The organism is Acaryochloris thomasi RCC1774 (assembly GCF_003231495.1).
Classification (GTDB): Bacteria; Cyanobacteriota; Cyanobacteriia; order Thermosynechococcales; family Thermosynechococcaceae; genus RCC1774.
Window position 1 is genome coordinate 38,058 of record NZ_PQWO01000002.1, and the last position, 16,065, is coordinate 54,122.

Annotated in this window: 17 protein-coding genes and 1 pseudogene; 9 read left to right on the top strand and 9 right to left on the bottom strand. The window is 50.7% G+C overall.

Annotated features, from left to right (window positions below):
* Positions 1-427 precede the first annotated feature (427 nt).
* The gene (locus tag C1752_RS03115) at positions 428-1,522 is read left to right on the top strand and encodes a TIGR03032 family protein (RefSeq protein ID WP_110984601.1); all 1,095 of its coding nucleotides are present in this window, start codon (positions 428-430) and stop codon (positions 1,520-1,522) included.
* A 25-nt stretch (positions 1,523-1,547) separates the two neighbouring features.
* Here C1752_RS03115 and C1752_RS03120 read toward each other — a convergent pair whose 3' ends face one another.
* The gene (locus C1752_RS03120; protein ID WP_110984602.1) at positions 1,548-2,324 is read right to left on the bottom strand and encodes a class I SAM-dependent methyltransferase; all 777 of its coding nucleotides are present in this window, start codon (positions 2,322-2,324) and stop codon (positions 1,548-1,550) included.
* A 65-nt stretch (positions 2,325-2,389) separates the two neighbouring features.
* Between C1752_RS03120 and C1752_RS03125 the strand changes: the two genes are divergently transcribed.
* From C1752_RS03125 to C1752_RS03135, 3 genes are all read left to right on the top strand, one after another.
* Positions 2,390-2,680 carry a hypothetical protein gene (locus C1752_RS03125; RefSeq protein ID WP_110984603.1) on the top strand — a complete coding sequence of 97 codons (291 nt, stop codon included), beginning with the start codon at positions 2,390-2,392 and terminating at the stop codon, positions 2,678-2,680.
* Positions 2,677-3,129, top strand: a complete 453-nt coding sequence (locus C1752_RS03130; RefSeq protein ID WP_110984604.1) for a YaiI/YqxD family protein — start codon at positions 2,677-2,679, stop codon at positions 3,127-3,129. Before C1752_RS03125 ends, C1752_RS03130 begins: the two co-directional genes overlap by 4 nt.
* A gap of 186 nt (positions 3,130-3,315) precedes the next feature.
* Entirely contained in the window at positions 3,316-4,533 is a 1,218-nt protein-coding gene (locus tag C1752_RS03135; RefSeq protein WP_199464270.1) for a carboxynorspermidine decarboxylase, read from the top strand.
* A 236-nt stretch (positions 4,534-4,769) separates the two neighbouring features.
* Here the strand turns inward: C1752_RS03135 and C1752_RS03140 are convergent, their stop codons facing one another.
* From C1752_RS03140 to C1752_RS03155, 4 genes are all read right to left on the bottom strand, one after another.
* Positions 4,770-5,414 carry a DUF998 domain-containing protein gene (locus C1752_RS03140; protein ID WP_110984606.1) on the bottom strand — a complete coding sequence of 215 codons (645 nt, stop codon included), beginning with the start codon at positions 5,412-5,414 and terminating at the stop codon, positions 4,770-4,772.
* A 49-nt stretch (positions 5,415-5,463) separates the two neighbouring features.
* A complete protein-coding gene (locus C1752_RS03145) occupies positions 5,464-6,351 on the bottom strand; it encodes a metallophosphoesterase (protein ID WP_110984607.1) in 888 nt (295 codons plus the stop codon).
* 30 nt (positions 6,352-6,381) lie between these two features.
* Positions 6,382-6,933, bottom strand: coding sequence for a DUF3611 family protein (locus C1752_RS03150; RefSeq protein ID WP_110984608.1), 552 nt, complete (start codon positions 6,931-6,933; stop codon positions 6,382-6,384).
* A 91-nt stretch (positions 6,934-7,024) separates the two neighbouring features.
* Positions 7,025-7,837, bottom strand: coding sequence for a hypothetical protein (locus tag C1752_RS03155; protein ID WP_233501306.1), 813 nt, complete (start codon positions 7,835-7,837; stop codon positions 7,025-7,027).
* A gap of 231 nt (positions 7,838-8,068) precedes the next feature.
* Between C1752_RS03155 and C1752_RS30175 the strand changes: the two are divergent.
* Positions 8,069-8,329, top strand: a pseudogene (locus C1752_RS30175) (hypothetical protein); the annotation flags it as partial.
* On the opposite strand, the gene C1752_RS03165 reads toward C1752_RS30175, so the two are convergent.
* A complete protein-coding gene (locus C1752_RS03165) occupies positions 8,326-9,144 on the bottom strand; it encodes an RnfABCDGE type electron transport complex subunit D (RefSeq protein WP_110984609.1) in 819 nt (272 codons plus the stop codon). The pseudogene C1752_RS30175 and the gene C1752_RS03165 overlap by 4 nt on opposite strands.
* A gap of 174 nt (positions 9,145-9,318) precedes the next feature.
* Between C1752_RS03165 and C1752_RS03170 the strand changes: the two genes are divergently transcribed.
* Both C1752_RS03170 and C1752_RS03175 read left to right on the top strand, forming a co-directional pair.
* Positions 9,319-9,963, top strand: a complete 645-nt coding sequence (locus C1752_RS03170) for a sigma-70 family RNA polymerase sigma factor (protein ID WP_110985045.1) — start codon at positions 9,319-9,321, stop codon at positions 9,961-9,963.
* Entirely contained in the window at positions 9,956-10,792 is an 837-nt protein-coding gene (locus C1752_RS03175) for a hypothetical protein (RefSeq protein WP_110984610.1), read from the top strand. Before C1752_RS03170 ends, C1752_RS03175 begins: the two co-directional genes overlap by 8 nt.
* Positions 10,793-10,829: 37 nt before the next feature.
* Here C1752_RS03175 and C1752_RS03180 read toward each other — a convergent pair whose 3' ends face one another.
* Positions 10,830-11,444 carry a hypothetical protein gene (locus C1752_RS03180; RefSeq protein WP_110984611.1) on the bottom strand — a complete coding sequence of 205 codons (615 nt, stop codon included), beginning with the start codon at positions 11,442-11,444 and terminating at the stop codon, positions 10,830-10,832.
* 195 nt (positions 11,445-11,639) lie between these two features.
* The gene (locus C1752_RS03185; RefSeq protein ID WP_110984612.1) at positions 11,640-12,482 is read right to left on the bottom strand and encodes a sulfite exporter TauE/SafE family protein; all 843 of its coding nucleotides are present in this window, start codon (positions 12,480-12,482) and stop codon (positions 11,640-11,642) included.
* Between the two features lie 155 nt (positions 12,483-12,637).
* On the opposite strand from C1752_RS03185, the gene C1752_RS03190 reads away from it, so the two are divergent.
* Positions 12,638-13,495: an HAD-IIB family hydrolase gene (locus tag C1752_RS03190; protein ID WP_110984613.1), complete on the top strand. Its 858-nt coding sequence runs from the start codon at positions 12,638-12,640 to the stop codon at positions 13,493-13,495.
* 80 nt (positions 13,496-13,575) lie between these two features.
* The gene (locus C1752_RS03195; RefSeq protein WP_110984614.1) at positions 13,576-14,799 is read left to right on the top strand and encodes a glycosyltransferase family protein; all 1,224 of its coding nucleotides are present in this window, start codon (positions 13,576-13,578) and stop codon (positions 14,797-14,799) included.
* 87 nt (positions 14,800-14,886) lie between these two features.
* Here C1752_RS03195 and hemH read toward each other — a convergent pair whose 3' ends face one another.
* Positions 14,887-16,050, bottom strand: coding sequence for a ferrochelatase (hemH, locus tag C1752_RS03200; RefSeq protein ID WP_110984615.1), 1,164 nt, complete (start codon positions 16,048-16,050; stop codon positions 14,887-14,889).
* Between the last annotated feature and the right edge of the window lie 15 nt (positions 16,051-16,065).

A 16,065-nucleotide genomic window follows, 5' to 3' on the forward strand; every position in this document is an offset into this window, starting at 1 on the left:
TGGTTGAGTAAAAGTTGCATGGATATATCCCATCAATGATGGAAAAACAGTGTTGTGAGGCTGCAAGAAGTCTTTCGCCTACGACTAAGCAAAACAGCAAAAAATGGTAACAACTCATGCCAGTGCTTGCCCTCTGCAAGATGGCCCAAATTGCATTAGATCGCCCAATTGCTACAAGCAGCAACCCCTACTCTGCTTTTTGCTTATGCATACTGATACATACCTTAGGGTTCGTGCCTGCTATTTGCAAGTATTCTGTTGTTCTTATGCAATTCAATGGTGTAGAGATGCTTGAAAGTTAGGTCTTTGCATAGATTTTGGAAATAGAATCTATTCTTACGAAATATATACTGCAATCAAATAAAAAAAATAAGTCTCACAATCTAGATAATTTAGTATTTTTTAGTATGTATTCAGGTGGCGTGAAATGAATGCTTCGGTGACAAAATTACCCATTCAAGAAGAGGCTGCCTCCAGTGATGCTGCACGGCGAGAGGTTCGCTATGAGTATTCAGATAATCTAGTGCCGATCTTAGGGCAGCTGGGAACGTCGCTGATATTGTCTACCTATCAGGCAGGCAAGCTAGTTGTTGTTGGTGTTCATGAAGATGAGCTAAAAATTTCATTCCATAACTTCGAGCGGGCGATGGGCGTTGCTGTGGGGCGTAACCAAATTGCTGTGGGGGGTAAGGATTGGATTTACTTTCTCAAAAGTGCCCCAGAATTAGCGTCCCGGGTTGGAGTGCAGGACACGCATGATGCCTGTTTTTTGGTTCGTGGTGCCCACTATACGGGTGAAATTGCGGTTCATGAATTGGTGTGGGGGCAAGAGCAATTGGTGGTTACCAATACTCGCTTTTCCTGTTTATGTGCTTTGGATAATAATTCTAGTTTTGTCCCTCAATGGAGACCTCCTTTTGTGAGTGCATTGGCTCCTGAGGACCGCTGCCACCTCAACGGGATTGCCTTAGTCGATGGTCAGCCAAGGTACGCCACTGTTTTGGGCCAGGCTGATACCGCCGGAGGCTGGCGACCGGGTAAGTCAACAGATGGTTGTGTTCTTGAGATTCTTACTGGCAAGGTGGTTGCCAACGGCTTTGCGATGCCACATTCTCCCCGCGTAAGTCACGGGCGTCTTTGGGTGCTCAACTCAGGGATGGGAGAATTGACTACGGTGAATTTGTCTTCAGGGCTGGTGGAGTCAGTGATTGAGCTGCCGGGATATCCCAGAGGGTTGGCGTTAGCTGGGCGATTTGCGTTTGTGGGACTTTCGCAGGCCCGTGAAAAAGATACGTTTGGGAATTTGCCGATTTGCGATCGCAACACCTCCCCAAAATGTGGCCTTGCTATTATCGACCTCCAGACCGCAACACAAGTAGGACTTTTAGAATTCCAGAGCGGCGTAGATGAAATCTTTGACGTACAGCTCCTACCCGGAATCCAGAATCCATACTTCTCAGGTCCCTATGCAGCTACAGACGGCAATCCCCCCATCTGGAAAGTACCGGCTCCCAGTCGATGAATTAGGCTCCATCAACCTTAGTAAGTTAGGGTTTATAACCTACATTAATTTGGTGAATCCAGCCCACGTAACGGGTGGGTTGTGTCCGATAGCCAAGAGACTGCATCCAATCTTCTACTGACTCTGCCGCATACAACTTAGAGTAGGGTTCTCGAAAGAGTTGAATCAGCCAATCCAAGCGTCGAAGTTGGGTTTGGTTTCCGTCTAGCGTCAGTACCTGCCCCCCTGGTTTACAAAGACGTAAAGCCTCGCGCAAAACCAATTGAGACTGGCTCGGCGGCAGCTCATGGAACAGCATCGACGCTGTAATCAAATCGAAACGACCTGGTTCTCGGTGGGTTGTCTCTGCCAGTCCCTGCTGCCACTCAATACTGATGCCCGCTGCCTGTGCCTTGCGGCTAGCCATCACGAGCATGTATGGCGATAAATCTACGCCTATCACCGTTGCCGTCGGGAAAGCCTGCTTCAGCTTTACTGTTGTTGAACCTGTTCCACAGCCGAGGTCGAGAATGTGCCGAGGCTGTCCAGCTACCTGTTGAATCAGTTGATGTCTCAATCCCTCTTCGCTGGGAGGAGAGGCTAGCGCCGTTACTGCATCGTAGGTGACCGCCGCCACAGGCGTTAAATAGCCCCCTTTAATGCCGTGAAAATCCTGAGCATAATAATCGGGGTACTGCAGCTCCCTTTGTTGAAATGCTGCACAGGCTTGTGCCCAGTCAAGACTATGGTAGAGGTGCTGATTTTGGTCGCCGATCAGTTGCCGCACAGCGGTTTGCAAAATCTGGCGTTGAAGCTTACCCACTATCCCCCACCTCGTCGGATACTGCCCTTCCTCTAAGATGAGCAATGTACGCCACCCCTATTCCTATGTCTAGCCAATCTTTGACCGTGATCAAGGGCCTTTCTATTATGCTGATTTCCGCTGCCCTGGGCATAACGTTATGGAATCTTGTTGCCCCTGCTCAACTTCCTAGCGCTCTGCACTCAACGCTGCGGTTTGCCTATGGAGCACTTGTCGCTCACGCGATCGAGGGACTCGTTGCCGCTGTCTACGCACCCTCTCGCCAAGAGCCGCCGATCCGCTATGGATTCTACACATTTTTCACCGGTTTCCCTAGCCTCGTCGAGCTTTTCAGTCGCCAGGAGCGCCCGCAGTGAAGATCTGGGTCGATGCTGATGCCTGTCCCAATGCCATTAAAGAGATTCTCTACCGCGCCTCGAACCGAGTCCGGGTGCCGCTCATTTTGGTCGCCAATCACTATTTGCGGCCCCCTGCTTCGGATTACATCAGCGCCATCCAGGTTCCAAAAGGCTTTGATGGGGCAGATAAGCATATCGTCGAACACTTAGAACCTGGTGATCTGGTGATTACAGCCGATATTCCGCTTGCGGCTGATGTGATTGCGAGTCAGGCCCATGCTCTCAACCCTAGAGGCGAATTCTACGACTCCAATAATATTCGGGAACGGCTGGCGCTCCGCAACTTTATGGATGAACTCCGCAGTGGGGGCGTTGATACGGGTGGCCCACCGGCCTTGCACCAGCGAGATCGTCAGGCCTTTGCCAATCAGCTTGATCGATTTCTGGCTAAGCAGAATCTCTCATAAAAGTTGTTTCGATGGGCTGAGAGGTGCGATTGGCGCACCTGCCTTGGCTAGGGCTATTCTCATTGTCCGAGGCTAGTGGGGGACAGGGGGTTTTTAGCGTCACAGAACTGGATCCAGGTCCTTTTCTTGCGGAACTGTTAAAACAGGGACTTCCCTGGTATACCAAGGATTTACAGGAGGGAACCTTTGACTCAGTGGCTTAGTCGGGTACAAACCCCGGCCTATGTAGCCGATATCGAGGCACTTAAGCAGAACCTTGCTGTCGCTGCTCATATTAAGCACGAAACGGGGTGCCGAATTCTACTGGCAACTAAGTCCTTTGCTATGTTCGAGCTGTTCCCGCTTTTCGCACAGGGCTTGGATGGCACCACTGCTAGTGGTCTCTATGAGGCGCGACTAGCTCACGAGCATTTTCACGGTGAAATCCACGCGTATTCTCCGGCCTATAGTGATCAAGAAATCAGGGATCTACTGCCGTTTTGCAACCATCTGTACTTTAACTCTCTGTCTCAGCTTGAGCGCTATGGCCCCCTCTGTCGAGCTGCTCACGGTGAGCGATCACAACTGGGTCTGCGGGTAAATCCACAGCTTTCTCTGGTGAAGAATAATCCTGATCTCTATGACCCTTCTGCTCCGGGTTCTCGCTTTGGTGTCTTCAAGGAGAGTCTGACGCCTGAGGTCTTAGCGACGGTTGACGCGCTGCACGTGCATAATCTATGCGAAAACATGGCTGAAGATTCCGTGCGCCTCATTCATCACCTCATGAACGTGATGCCGGATGCGCTGGAGGCCGTGGAGACGGTTAATCTTGGGGGTGGTCACTATTTTACGCATCCTGACTACGAGGTCATGGCTCTTATTGAAGCAATCAATATGCTGCAGGCCCGCTTTAACGTCAACACTATCTTGGAACCGGGCGGAGCGTTGACCTTTAACGGCGGGTATCTGGTCGCCAGCGTTCTAGATATTGTTGATGATCGAGCAGTGCCCATTGCCATTTTGGATGTCTCTCCGACCTGCCATATGCCGGATGTACTGGAAATGCCGTATCGACCGGAGGTCGTAGGGGATAGTCCGCAGGGACGCCACCGCTACGTGCTAGCAGGGAAAACTTGTTTATCAGGGGATGTGGTGGGTACCTATGCTTTTGATGCTCCGCTGCAGGTGGGCGGGAAGGTGGTGATCAAAGATATGCTGCAGTACACGATCGTTAAGACGACCACGTTCAACGGTATGCCGCTACCCGATTTGGGGGTATTGGAGGAGGATGGTACCTATCGAGTGGTGCATTCCTTTGGGTATGAGGATTTTAAGCATCGGCTGTCTAAGATGCCTATGCCATTGCTTACTGAGAGTACGCTCCAAGAGTTTCAAACTGCTCTGCATTGGCCCCCGTTCGGCTGAGCGCTCGCGTCGAAGCCCGGCCCCCAATTCTAGGGGGAGATGAAATTAAATTATGGTTTAATCTATAAGTCCTGAGCTTTTGGGTTTCGCCAATACTCTCCGATGAATTGGCGACTGCTGCTGGCAACTAGTATTGAGTCAAGTATTGACTGACGAGTTTGTTTATAGAATGGTTCTGATCTCGTCAGCATCAGTGTGCTAGAGCCACCCTCTGACAAAGAAAAGTAGGAGCGGGATCACTTTGAACTGACGTCAAATACACCCTGTCCACGCTGAAATAGCAGGACAGAGATGGCGGCAACCCAGCCAATCATGATCAAGGAAAGGAAGCGCTCGTAGATACCATCCCAGCTCGTTGGAATGAAGAAAAAGATAGGGGAGAGAATACCCCATGCGATCGCAGTTCCTAAACTCAAGCGAAACCACTTGCGGCTGACTTTGCGTAGCCCGAATGCAAGCAGAAGTGGTACCAACGTAAACAAGATACCCAGAGCGTATACACAATAGATATGAATGGCAGCTCCGCTCACATCTTCTCTGCCCGCGTACTTGTTGTGCTCAGCAATGAGCAAGACATCAATGCCTAACAGCGCCAGCATCAACGTTCCTGCTTTCCATTTGGTTTTACCGAGGTGCCAAGCGTAAAGCGCGATCGCACAGGCAATCAGTCCCGCTGCGAATAAGTCTAGACCCGTATCCTGAATCCAGGCGGCTTTCTCAATGGCGAGGCTGCTGATCGTGTCGCTAATCGGATTGTGCTTTTCGACCACGATGATGCCGATGAAGTCAGTTGCGATCGCAGCGATACACCCCACTAATCCAATGCAACCGCAGATTAATGATAGTTTCGAGCTTTGTCGCTGCTCGTACTTTAGAGTCATGCTGACACCTCACCCATCAAGTCTTTTCACTCTAAGTACCAAGCAAGAATCACGAAGATCGTAGTGTAAAGATCGTCAGTTCTGGAGGGCAGAATATCCGTATTGGAACCATGCTCATCCCAATGCCAATATTGACATAGAGATTGTTGCCGGGTTTGCCATATCCCTTGGCCCAACCATCAGCATAGACTTTGTCGTCTTGCGTGAATCTTAGCCACGACCATTGAGGTGAGGCAGGAAGACGCATCTGTCCGCCGTGGGTATGGCCCGCGACCGCAAGGGGGGCTGAGTTGGCCGGAAATAGCTCGAATGTATCGGGATTATGCATCATGACAACTCTAGGACTATTGGCAGGAATTCCCTCTAGAGTCTTGCTGACATCATCCTGCTTGGCCCACAGTGAACCAACCGCGGCTAAATACAACGGCTCATCGCTGTTGGGTAACCGCATTTGAGTCGATTCATTTTTAAGAACAACAATACCAGCCGTTTCTAGCTCCGTTTCTAGATTGCTCGCAAGCTCTGTGTCAGGAGGCGCTTTCTTGCTGCTCATACCGTAGTCATGGTTTCCTAGCACTGCGTAGGTCGGGATGCCCGCTTCGACCAATGGCCTGACAATACTGACTGCTTCTTCAATCTCGGCGGCGGGGTCAGGCTTAGCATGATAGATAAAGTCTCCACTAATGAAAACTGCCGCTGGCTGAACTTCTATGAGCTTCTTGACTCCTCGATGCCCGGTATCAGGGTTGTCAGCCCACAGCCCAACCTGAAAATCCGAAAGCTGACCAATTTTTTGTCCTTCCCATGCCTTTGGTAGATTAGGAATGACGGCTGTCTCTTCTTCCACATTGAGGAAGTGAGGTTCAATCAGGCCCCACAGCACCAATAAACAGAGGAGTCCTAACGGTCCAAGCAAAAACCACTTGAGGCTTTTCATTATAAATATTCCAAATAACGTCGTGAGAGCCTACTCTGTAATCCAGTGCAGTAATCCCAGCGAGTTGAGGCTCCCCAGTAAGTGAGCGCCGAGAATATTGATATTTGCCAGTACCAGCAAGATGTCGAGCGATCGCACAATTGCTTGTGGGGTATACATCGCAACACCCTGGGGCTGAGCCAGCGTTTTACCCAGAACTGCAACAGCCGTTGCTTCAGAGGCCAGAAACGCCAGCAGCATTCCTACAAAACTCATCGCTAGGCCCGTTTGCAGTACCTTTACGATTTCTCCTCGCTGAGGGCGCAGATCAGCATTGGTCGCTCGTAGTTGCTTCGCTAGACGGGTGTATCGAAATGCCCAGTAGGTTCTGAATCCTAGTACTAGCAGCGCACAAACAGCACAGAGAATGCCGACACCAATAAGGGGATTCCGTGTCTGAGCACTAAAGCCACGACTCAGTCCTGCGATCGCCAGCAAAACCACAGAACTACCCCCCAAAACGAGGTGGAACCAAAAGCTAATGCGGCTCAACCATCGAAACGGGCCAGAAAACTGTTTACGGCTGGGGACAGTATTCTGCATGGCTTGCAGAAGGCTCCTGAAAAAAAGAGTAGTAAAACACGATTATCGACAAAGAAGGGTCTTCTGGCCCTTCTTTACTGAGGTCTAGATACTACTGGGCTTTTGGGTATAGAGCATCAGCAACGAAGACGGGTTTGTCAGAGTACTCAGCCTCTAACTTCTCTTTGATATCTAGATCCCAGGTCAAATCGTAATCTCGCTCAAATTCAGCAAGGACAAACTTACGAAGCTGACCTGTGACTGTAACAGTTTCACCATCCAGCGCATCAGTGATAGGGGTATTAATGACGAGCAGATCAGTGGCTCCGAAAAGCTGTTCTTCATCCAGGGTGAATGAAGTACCGTCAATCACATCTTCAACTTCGCCTTCAACTGCGATGGGCAAATCATAAAACCGCGCTGGATTTTGGGTGATCTCGCCTGGATCAGGCGCTAGGGCTAAAGACTGGGCAATGATAGCAGGCTTACTTTCATAATCAACATAGAGATCTGCATCAAGACCCAAGCTATATTCTCGTTCAATATCTGCCAATACGAAATTTGTAACTTCCCCAGTCGCCTGGATCTCATAGTCATCTTCAGCAGGAAGTACGAAGGGCTTGCCAGAAGCATTAACCACAACAATTTCTTCACCCTCATTGTCCAGCGTAAAGGAACTATCACCTATCTTTTGCTGAACTTCGCTGCGTACCGTAACGACCTGACCGTCTACTGCTTCTGTTTGCTCAGCGACCTCTTCAGTCGTGACGTTACTGTCTGCATTAGGGTTTTCCTCTGCAGGTTCACAAGCCGTTACTAATGTTGCCAATGCTAAGAGGACCGACATCATCGAGCCTTTCCCGATAAGGCGCAGGGTAGTAGGGGTGCTCAGGCTGGAGCTGCGATCTCGCTTTTTAATGCTCATATGTAAAGTCCTTTATTTGTTGATTTAACACCTTGGGTAACTTGAATGCTCAGCATTTTGCCCACGGGCCAAAGAGAAAAACTCTGGATTAATGTCAAGTTAAATATGGATTAACCTTTCGTTAGACATGAGCGACATCTTAACAGGGGCCAGATCTGCTCCGCCTCTACCTCAAGTAAGTAGCTTGGTCGTTTAGAAATGAAAAAGATCTGCCTAGAGATAGACTCTGTCCCGACCCAGCAGATATTGTTCCACGATCAGACCGAAGAAACCGATGGCGATCTTGCCCGTTAGCGAGAAGGGTGGCCTGCAGGGAAAAACGGCAACAACTCTAAACCTCGTCGCATTGCCGATTCCCTGGGACAGCTGGCAGCGGCCCGTAGAGGGGCCTCAGAACAGGGGGGGCGCAAAGGGCAGATGGATGGAATCAAGAGGAGTGATGTCATGGGACAAATCTTTGTCATCAATGACATCTTTGAAGTGGTGGTTTAGTAATGATGTTCTATCTTTCCTTCCCAGCAGAATCTGGGGGCTAACCATTGTCCGTCTAGCAGTATAGTCAGTGGTGCCAGAGCAAACAATGCCCAGAAGATAGCGGTGGTGACTGAAAAATAACTCTGTAAAACAAAGGTGAGCAGTGAGATCGCAACGCCCCAAACAACTCTTCCACTCCTGGCATCGGGAATTGAACGCGGGTCGGTCAGCATAAACAGCGCAAACAACAGCAGTGAACCGCTCATAAGCTGATGGGTCAAAACATCCCAGCTCCAGCCCAGCCATAGATTGCGGATTGCTCCTAACAGCGTATAGGTGCTCAGAAACACAGCGGTGGTGTCCCATCTTCCGACGCGCTTTAAGACAATGCCGCCTGCACCTACGAATAATAAACCGTACCAGCCTACTTCACCCCACTGGCCCGGTGACACCCAGGCGTCCTGCGTGAACAGCAGCACGGCAATGATGCCAAAATTGGCCGGGTTGAAGAAATGCTTGTGGTTGACGCGTAGAATGAACTTGCTCAAAATCGCTAGGGTGGCCGCTAGTGCCATGGTGGTCCAGTGGCCCGTCCGTAGTAAGAGACTCAGGCCGAGGGCTGTGATTAAGGCACTCCTGAGAGCAGGGTCAAAGCTGGCTGCTGGTTTTATACGTCGATGTATATAAAGTGAAGCGAGCAGTTGAACCGTGAGAGAGGTTGCGATCGCAACCCCAATGATCAGCGGCTGCAGCGTCCAATCTCTTGTGAAGATTCCCAGGCCCAAGAATAAGGAGAGGAAGAGAATCTGGTAGTCTCGGGCATCCTGCAGCATGGCATGACTGGGGGTAGGGCAGTTCTAGACTAGCTTGCCCCTCCTTTTTACAGGCAACGGTTACCAAAAGCGTTACCGTACCGCATCCAATCTGGAACGTGACTCGTATATAAGACAGGGGTGACTCACAGCGATCGATGTATATTTTTTCGGTACATGCTGCCTCTTTCGATCATGGAAGCTAATCTCTATGGAAAGATTGTAGGGCTTGCCGTCCGGCTGCGATCTCCGCGCCGTGATTGGCCCAGGCAGAGGCAGGAGCAGCTGAATGTGACCGATGCGGACCTAATTGAGAAGCTACAGGCCGGAGACACCGATGCTCTGGGGGATATCTACGATCGCTATTCCCCTTTAGTGTATGGGCTCTCGTTGCGGATGCTAGGCAATCGTCAAGAGGCTGAGGATTTGACCCACGAGATTTTCCTGAAGCTCTACCAAGGGGGTCGCTATAATCACCAGCGCGGAACCTTGGGTAGCTATCTGATGACGTTGACCCGATCTCGAGCGATTGATCGGTTGCGATCGCACAGTAACCGTCGTCAAATCTTGAACCGCTGGCAGCAGGATCTATGCCAGACGCGCATCAAACTTCCTGCTGAGCAGGCCTCTCTACTGGAGCGCCAAGCACAGGTCAGGCTGGCGCTATCGCAGCTTTCTGAGATGCAGCGTCAAGTTTTAGAACTCAGTTACTACGAAGGGCTGAGCCAATCTGAGATTGCTAAACGACTTCAGAAGCCGCTGGGCACCGTGAAGAGCTGGGCTAGGAAAGGGTTATTGCAGTTGCGCAATCAGTTAAAGGATGAGTCCGACGATGTTTGAATCCCTCACGCCAGAGCAACGGGAACTAATGGCTGGATATGTCCTGGGAGAGATAGATCCAGACGAACTGGCGCAAGTTCGGGAACTATTGCGCCAGTATCCCGTCCTAGAACAAGAAGTACTGAGTTTACAGGACGCTCTCGGGGCTGTGCCTCTGGGATTAGAGACAGAAAAGCCGCCCGCAGAGCTAAGGTCTCGTTTGTTAACTTCAGCCACGCCGATCTCAACAGGCGTCAGCAAAAAACGCAGCGTTCCGTGGGGACGGATGGTGGTTGCTTTAGCCGTGGGGGTGTCGGTTTTATTGGGGTTGCAAAACTGGCAGCTCCGACAGCAGTTAGCGACGCGGTCACCCAAGGGTGTCTCAGACAAGTCTCAGGTGTCTGCACTCCGTATTGAAGAGTCGCTCACCTTTGAAGAAATATTGCTTGACCATCAAAACTCCCTGAGCCGCAGTCAGGGGCCAGCGGACTTTGCAACTCAAGATATTGCAGCCGTGCGTTCAAAGTACGCCTCGCGCTTCGAATTGCCGACCCAGTTACCTCAATTGCAGAAAGCGCAGCTTTTAGGCGGCAGCTTTTGTGAGCTGAGCCAGATCAAGGGCATTCGGTTCTCGTATCGGGTCAAAACCGGAGAGACCTTGTCGTTCTACCAGTTGACGAGATCGGAGGGGCTTTTAGAGCGCCTTGATGCTGATTCAGAGCAGCCCGTTTTGGTCTCTGAGGAACCCAATACTTTTATCTGGGATGATCAGAACTATCTCTATATCTTAGTGGGGGATTTGCCCGCATCGGAAATGCGTCAGCTCGCTCCATCGACTCAATCGATCTAGGCTTTGAGATGCCAGTTTTATACGCGGGCAGCAGGACTTACTGCAGGCTGCGGTTGAACATTTTGGGTAAAGCCCACTTTTTCCGCTTGCCCTTCTCTTTTTCTAAGGTGTCTAACATCCGCTCGACATGCTCTGCCCGTAAGTCAGCTTCTTGAAGCTGGATGTCGCTGACTGCTGATGAATCGAATTTAATGAGCTGTGATTCGTTGACGACCTGATGATAGAGATGTGCGATCGCATCATAAAGCCGCTCCAAGTACTTATCGGTAAACCACAGCTCTTGCTGAAGATCATGGGTTAAATCTGCTGAATCCATGCCCGAACTCGAAGACAGATCCTGTTGCGCTTTCAGCTTCTCTCGCTTCGCCAGCAGAGTCACTACAGACTCAATGAGAGGCTTGCCTGTCAAAATTAAGCGGCAAAGTGAACGGGGCAAAGGTCGCTTTTGACCCACTTCAGTAGTATCGGCGTCAAACTCAATTTCCTCTCGACTGAGCACAACCCGCTTCTTGGGAGAGGCGCTAATCACCCCATAGATCAAGACTTGATCACGCTTAGATCGAAGCGCGAAGGCAAAGAAATGCTGCGAGGGTAGCTCGAGATGCGTCACTTCCCAGCACCTAGGAACCTCTGAACGATAGATGGGCGACATGGTTCTTCTTTCGCTCTTCATCAACCCACTGCTGTGACCAATGTCAACGTGATGGAGGTGCCCTCCCTGAGCCAATCATTCCCTCCCTGGGTCAGAAATTGATCAGGGTATGTTCTCTCTATTTGAAGATGCCTAAACCATGGGCTGTTGCTCGTTGCTCTTGCCGTAATCTCTCTCAACCTTTTATTCTCTTGCTTAGTGGACAAGCGCAGGGCCGCCGAAGTTGATGTAGCTGGTTCCCCAGAGCATTTTTATGCTGATGAATAGGAGCAAGCAAGCAAAGATCGTGCGTAATTTATCGGCAGGTACGATGCGAGAGAGCTGAGCGCCGATGGGGGCACCCAGCATTGTTAATGGGGCGATCAGGGCCACGGCTGGCCAATAAATATATCCTGTGGACCAAGGAATTAGCTCTGTGTTACCGCTCAAGAGCATAAACGAGAGCGTCCCGGTGATGGCAATGGGGAGTGTAAAGGAGGCTGAAGTGCCGCTAGCTTTCGGCATTGGTAAGCCACAGTACAGCAAAAACGGGACGCTCAAAGCGCCGCCGCCAATGCCCAGGATGCCTGACTTAAAGCCAATCACCATCCCTATCCCGCTGGTCGCCGCAAAACTTGGGGCCTGAACCGCTTCACTTTCTTCGTTAGACTTCTGCTTGCCTAAGAAAATTTTGAATGCGATCGCAAGTAAAAACACCCCGAAAATCAGCTCAAGCAGATCCGTTGGCAGCCGATTGGACAGCAAATTTCCCACCACGACCCCCAATCCAATCCAGGCAATGACGCTGCGAAAAATGGACCACTGGATATGTCCTTTTGTGTGGTGTGCCCACGTTGAAGACGATGCGGTGAAAATCATGACACACATCGAGGTTCCCGCTGCCATGTGCATGAGGGATGCTTCAGGCAGATGAATCACCCCAAATAAATAAAACAACCCCGGTACAATCAACATCCCGCCCCCAATTCCAAGGAGGCCCGCCATTACGCCTGCGGTAATGCCTAGACCGGCAAATAATCCTAGACTTAAAGGTTCCATATCCCAATCATAGGCTTGATTGGGCCGGTATTCTCTAGAATCAAGCGAGATCGCACACGCGGTTACTCGTCTCTCGCCGCCGTAAAAACTGAGCGGTAAATCAATGAGGGCGAGATTGAACGCTGCCCCAACGATCGTTACGCTGAAGCAAAGTCATGGTGTCTGCAAACGTGTCTTCTAATGAACAAGCCCGCCGTCTGTTAGTTGCAACTGACTTAGATGCGACGTTACTCGATCATCAAACCTACAGCTATCGTGCAGCCCTGCCCGCCATTGAGCAGCTCAAGGCTCAGGACTGTCCCATTATTTTTAACTCCAGTAAGACTCAAGCAGAGCAGGCTGTTCTACGAGATGCTCTCGATATTCAAGATCCATTCATTATTGAAAATGGGTCTGCCGTCGTCATTCCGTCCGGCCAGCTCGAACATCCAGCCCATGCCCTGACGGCCCAGATCAAGGTTTTCGGCCCCCCCTATGCTGAGCTGACGGCGCAACTCGATCGCATACGCCAGCAGCATGGGTTTTGCTTTCGGGGGTTCGCAGACCTGAGTGCAGAGACCATTGCTGAGATGACGGGACTTTCCGTGCCCGAAGCGACAGCGGCCAAGCAACGCTCTGGTTCCGAGCCGCTGTACTGGGACGATAGTGAATCCGCTTATGATGCTTTTGTCGATGCTCTTGCTGAGCTGGGGCTGCAAACAACGCAGGGGGGACGGTTTCGGCACGTTATGGCTAAGACAGATAAGGGAATGGCTTTGAAGTGGCTCTTAGACCGCTATCGGGCTGTTCTCCCGCACCTAGACTGGACTGTGGTGGCCCTGGGCGATAGTCCTAATGATCTGCCGATGCTGCAGGCTGCTGATATTGGCGTCTTGATTCCTAACCCGCATCGCGCGAAGTTCGAGATTCCCAATATCCCCCATTTGGTGACGCCAACGCAGTCGGGGCCGGTGGGCTGGTCAGAGGCGATTTTTTCTATTATTCAAGGGCCGTTGAAAAAAAATATAGATTAGCCTGAAAATCTGTGTGTTAGACATCAATGTTGTGTCCTTGAGTCACGCTACGCTTAGCCCTGGTACCTTGTATAAAAATTATGGCCGACCTCTTTCAGCATGGTGCGATCGCAACCCTTCACAACCTTACCGATCGCCCCACCGAAGCTTTAGAAGCTGACCTACTCAAATTTTCTAAACAGCGTCCTCTGGGTTTGATATTGCCAACCCTATTCTCAGAGCTAGAGTCCGACGCCCTGCAGCATATTGTCGAAGAACTCCGGCAGGTGCCCTATCTGTCTGAGATTATTATTGGCCTAGACTGCGCCAATGCCGAACAGTGGCGCTATGCTCACCAGTACTTTTCCAAACTGCCCCAGCACCATCGAATTTTGTGGCATGATGGTCCCCGCCTGCAGGCCCTTGACCAAGAACTGGCCGTCCAGGAACTTGCGCCCTTGGCCCGAGGTAAAGGCCGTAATGTTTGGTATTGTCTCGGCTATATGATGGCCTCTCAGCGCAGTGGGGCCATTGCCCTGCATGACTGCGACATTACCACCTACGACCGCAGTATGTTGGCCCGCCTCCTGTATCCGGTGGCGAACCCGCAATTCGACTATCGATTCTGTAAAGGCTACTATGCCCGCGTCAGCGAGAATCAGCTCAAGGGGCGAGTGACACGGCTGCTGGTGACCCCGTTATTGCGGGCTCTAAAGCTAACCCTCGGCACCACAGACTATCTCGACTTTCTTGATAGCTTTCGGTATCCACTCTCAGGGGAGTTTGCACTCCGAACTCTGATTGTGCCAGGTTTGCGGATTCCCAGTGATTGGGGTCTAGAAATCGGCATCCTCTCCGAGATTCAGCGGAACCATGCCCACCACCGGGTTTGCCAGAGCGAGATTCTGGATATTTATGATCATAAACACAAAGAACTCTCGGGCGGGGACCGAGCGGCAGGTCTCTCTAAGATGAGCATGGACATCACCAAGGCGCTGTTTCGGAAGCTAGCTATTCACGGCCACATCCTCACAAAAGAGACCTTTCGCACCATTAAGGCAACCTACTATCGCACGGCTCTGGATTTAGTGGCGGTGTATCAAAATGACGCTCTGATTAATGCTCTTGACTTCGATCGCCATGCTGAGGAGCGCGCCGTGGAAGTCTTTGCCGAATGCATCATGGAAGCGGGTGATGTGTATATGTCAAACCCAAAGGAGACCCCATTTATCCACTGTTGGGAACGGATTCAGAGCGCTTTCCCCGACTTCCTCACTAGATTTACGAAAGCTGTCGAACTAGACAATATGGAAACTGAGCTTTGAACGGCAGGCTGAGCAATGTTAGTGAGAACTGCAGTGACAGAAAGTGTTGGTGAGAGTTGCGATGCTTTCTCTCGCAACCGATTTAGATTACAGCAGCCCAATCAGATGCAGGGGGCCGTGGCCACTCACAAGTTCCACGATCAGGCCAATAAAGCCCACCATTGCGACACGGCCGTTCCAGCGTTCGGCAGCTCTTGTCATTCCCCAAGCTCGTTGCTCCTGCGGATAGATCTTGACCTGTTTGGCTGGATGCATCACCTGTGAAAAGTCGAGCGCAGGTTTTGCTAGCGCGTTAAGCACCAAGTTACTGAGTGCACTAATAAATGTAGGTTCAATGTTAGGAGCCGGTACCCGTCTAAATTCTTCAACACCAGATTCTAAAGCTAGCTCCCGGTACTCCATATCAATTTCCTGCAGCGTCTCGATGTGCTCAGAAATAAAGCTGATCGGCACCACTACCATTCGCTTCACGCCCTGCTCTGCGATCTCTACGATCACTTCGTCGGTGTAGGGCTGCAGCCATTCTTTTGGACCGACTCGACTCTGGTAAGCCAACACAGAGGGATTGGGCCGCTGCAGCGTCTGCATAATTAGCTTTGTACTGCTCTCAATCTCTTTCTGATAGGGATCACCATCTTCTTCGACATAGCTTTTTGGGACACCATGGGCGCTAAAAAATACGGTCACATCATCGGGGTTTTCAAACTGATCGAGTTCTTCCTTCAGAAGATTCGACATTGATGCGATATAACCTGGATGGTCATACCAAGATGGAATCACGCTGTATTTGATATTTTGCAGATCTGGATCGTCAGTCCATAGCTTTTCAAGGAGCCGAAAGCTAGACCCGCTAGTGCTAATCGAGAATTGCGGATAGAGCGGCAGAATAATTAGCTCTTCGATGCCATCTTTTTTGATATTTGCGATCGCATCATCTGTAAACGGATGCCAATACCGCATTCCAATATAGATTTTGGCCTCTTGTCCCTTGCTCTTAAGATCGTCCTGCAACGCCTTGGCCTGCGCTTCTGTGATGCGACGCAGCGGTGAACCCCCTCCAATGCGCCGATAGTTCTCTTGGGATGTGCTGGCCCGCAGGGTTGAAATAAACCAAGCAAAAGCCTTCTGCAAACCCTGGACCGGCAGCCTGAGAATTTCGGGGTCAGAGAACAGATTGTAGAGGAATGGACGAACATCCTCTAATTGCTCTGGGCCTCCTAAATTGAGTAGTAAAACCCCGACACGGCTCATAGACTTTAGATTTAG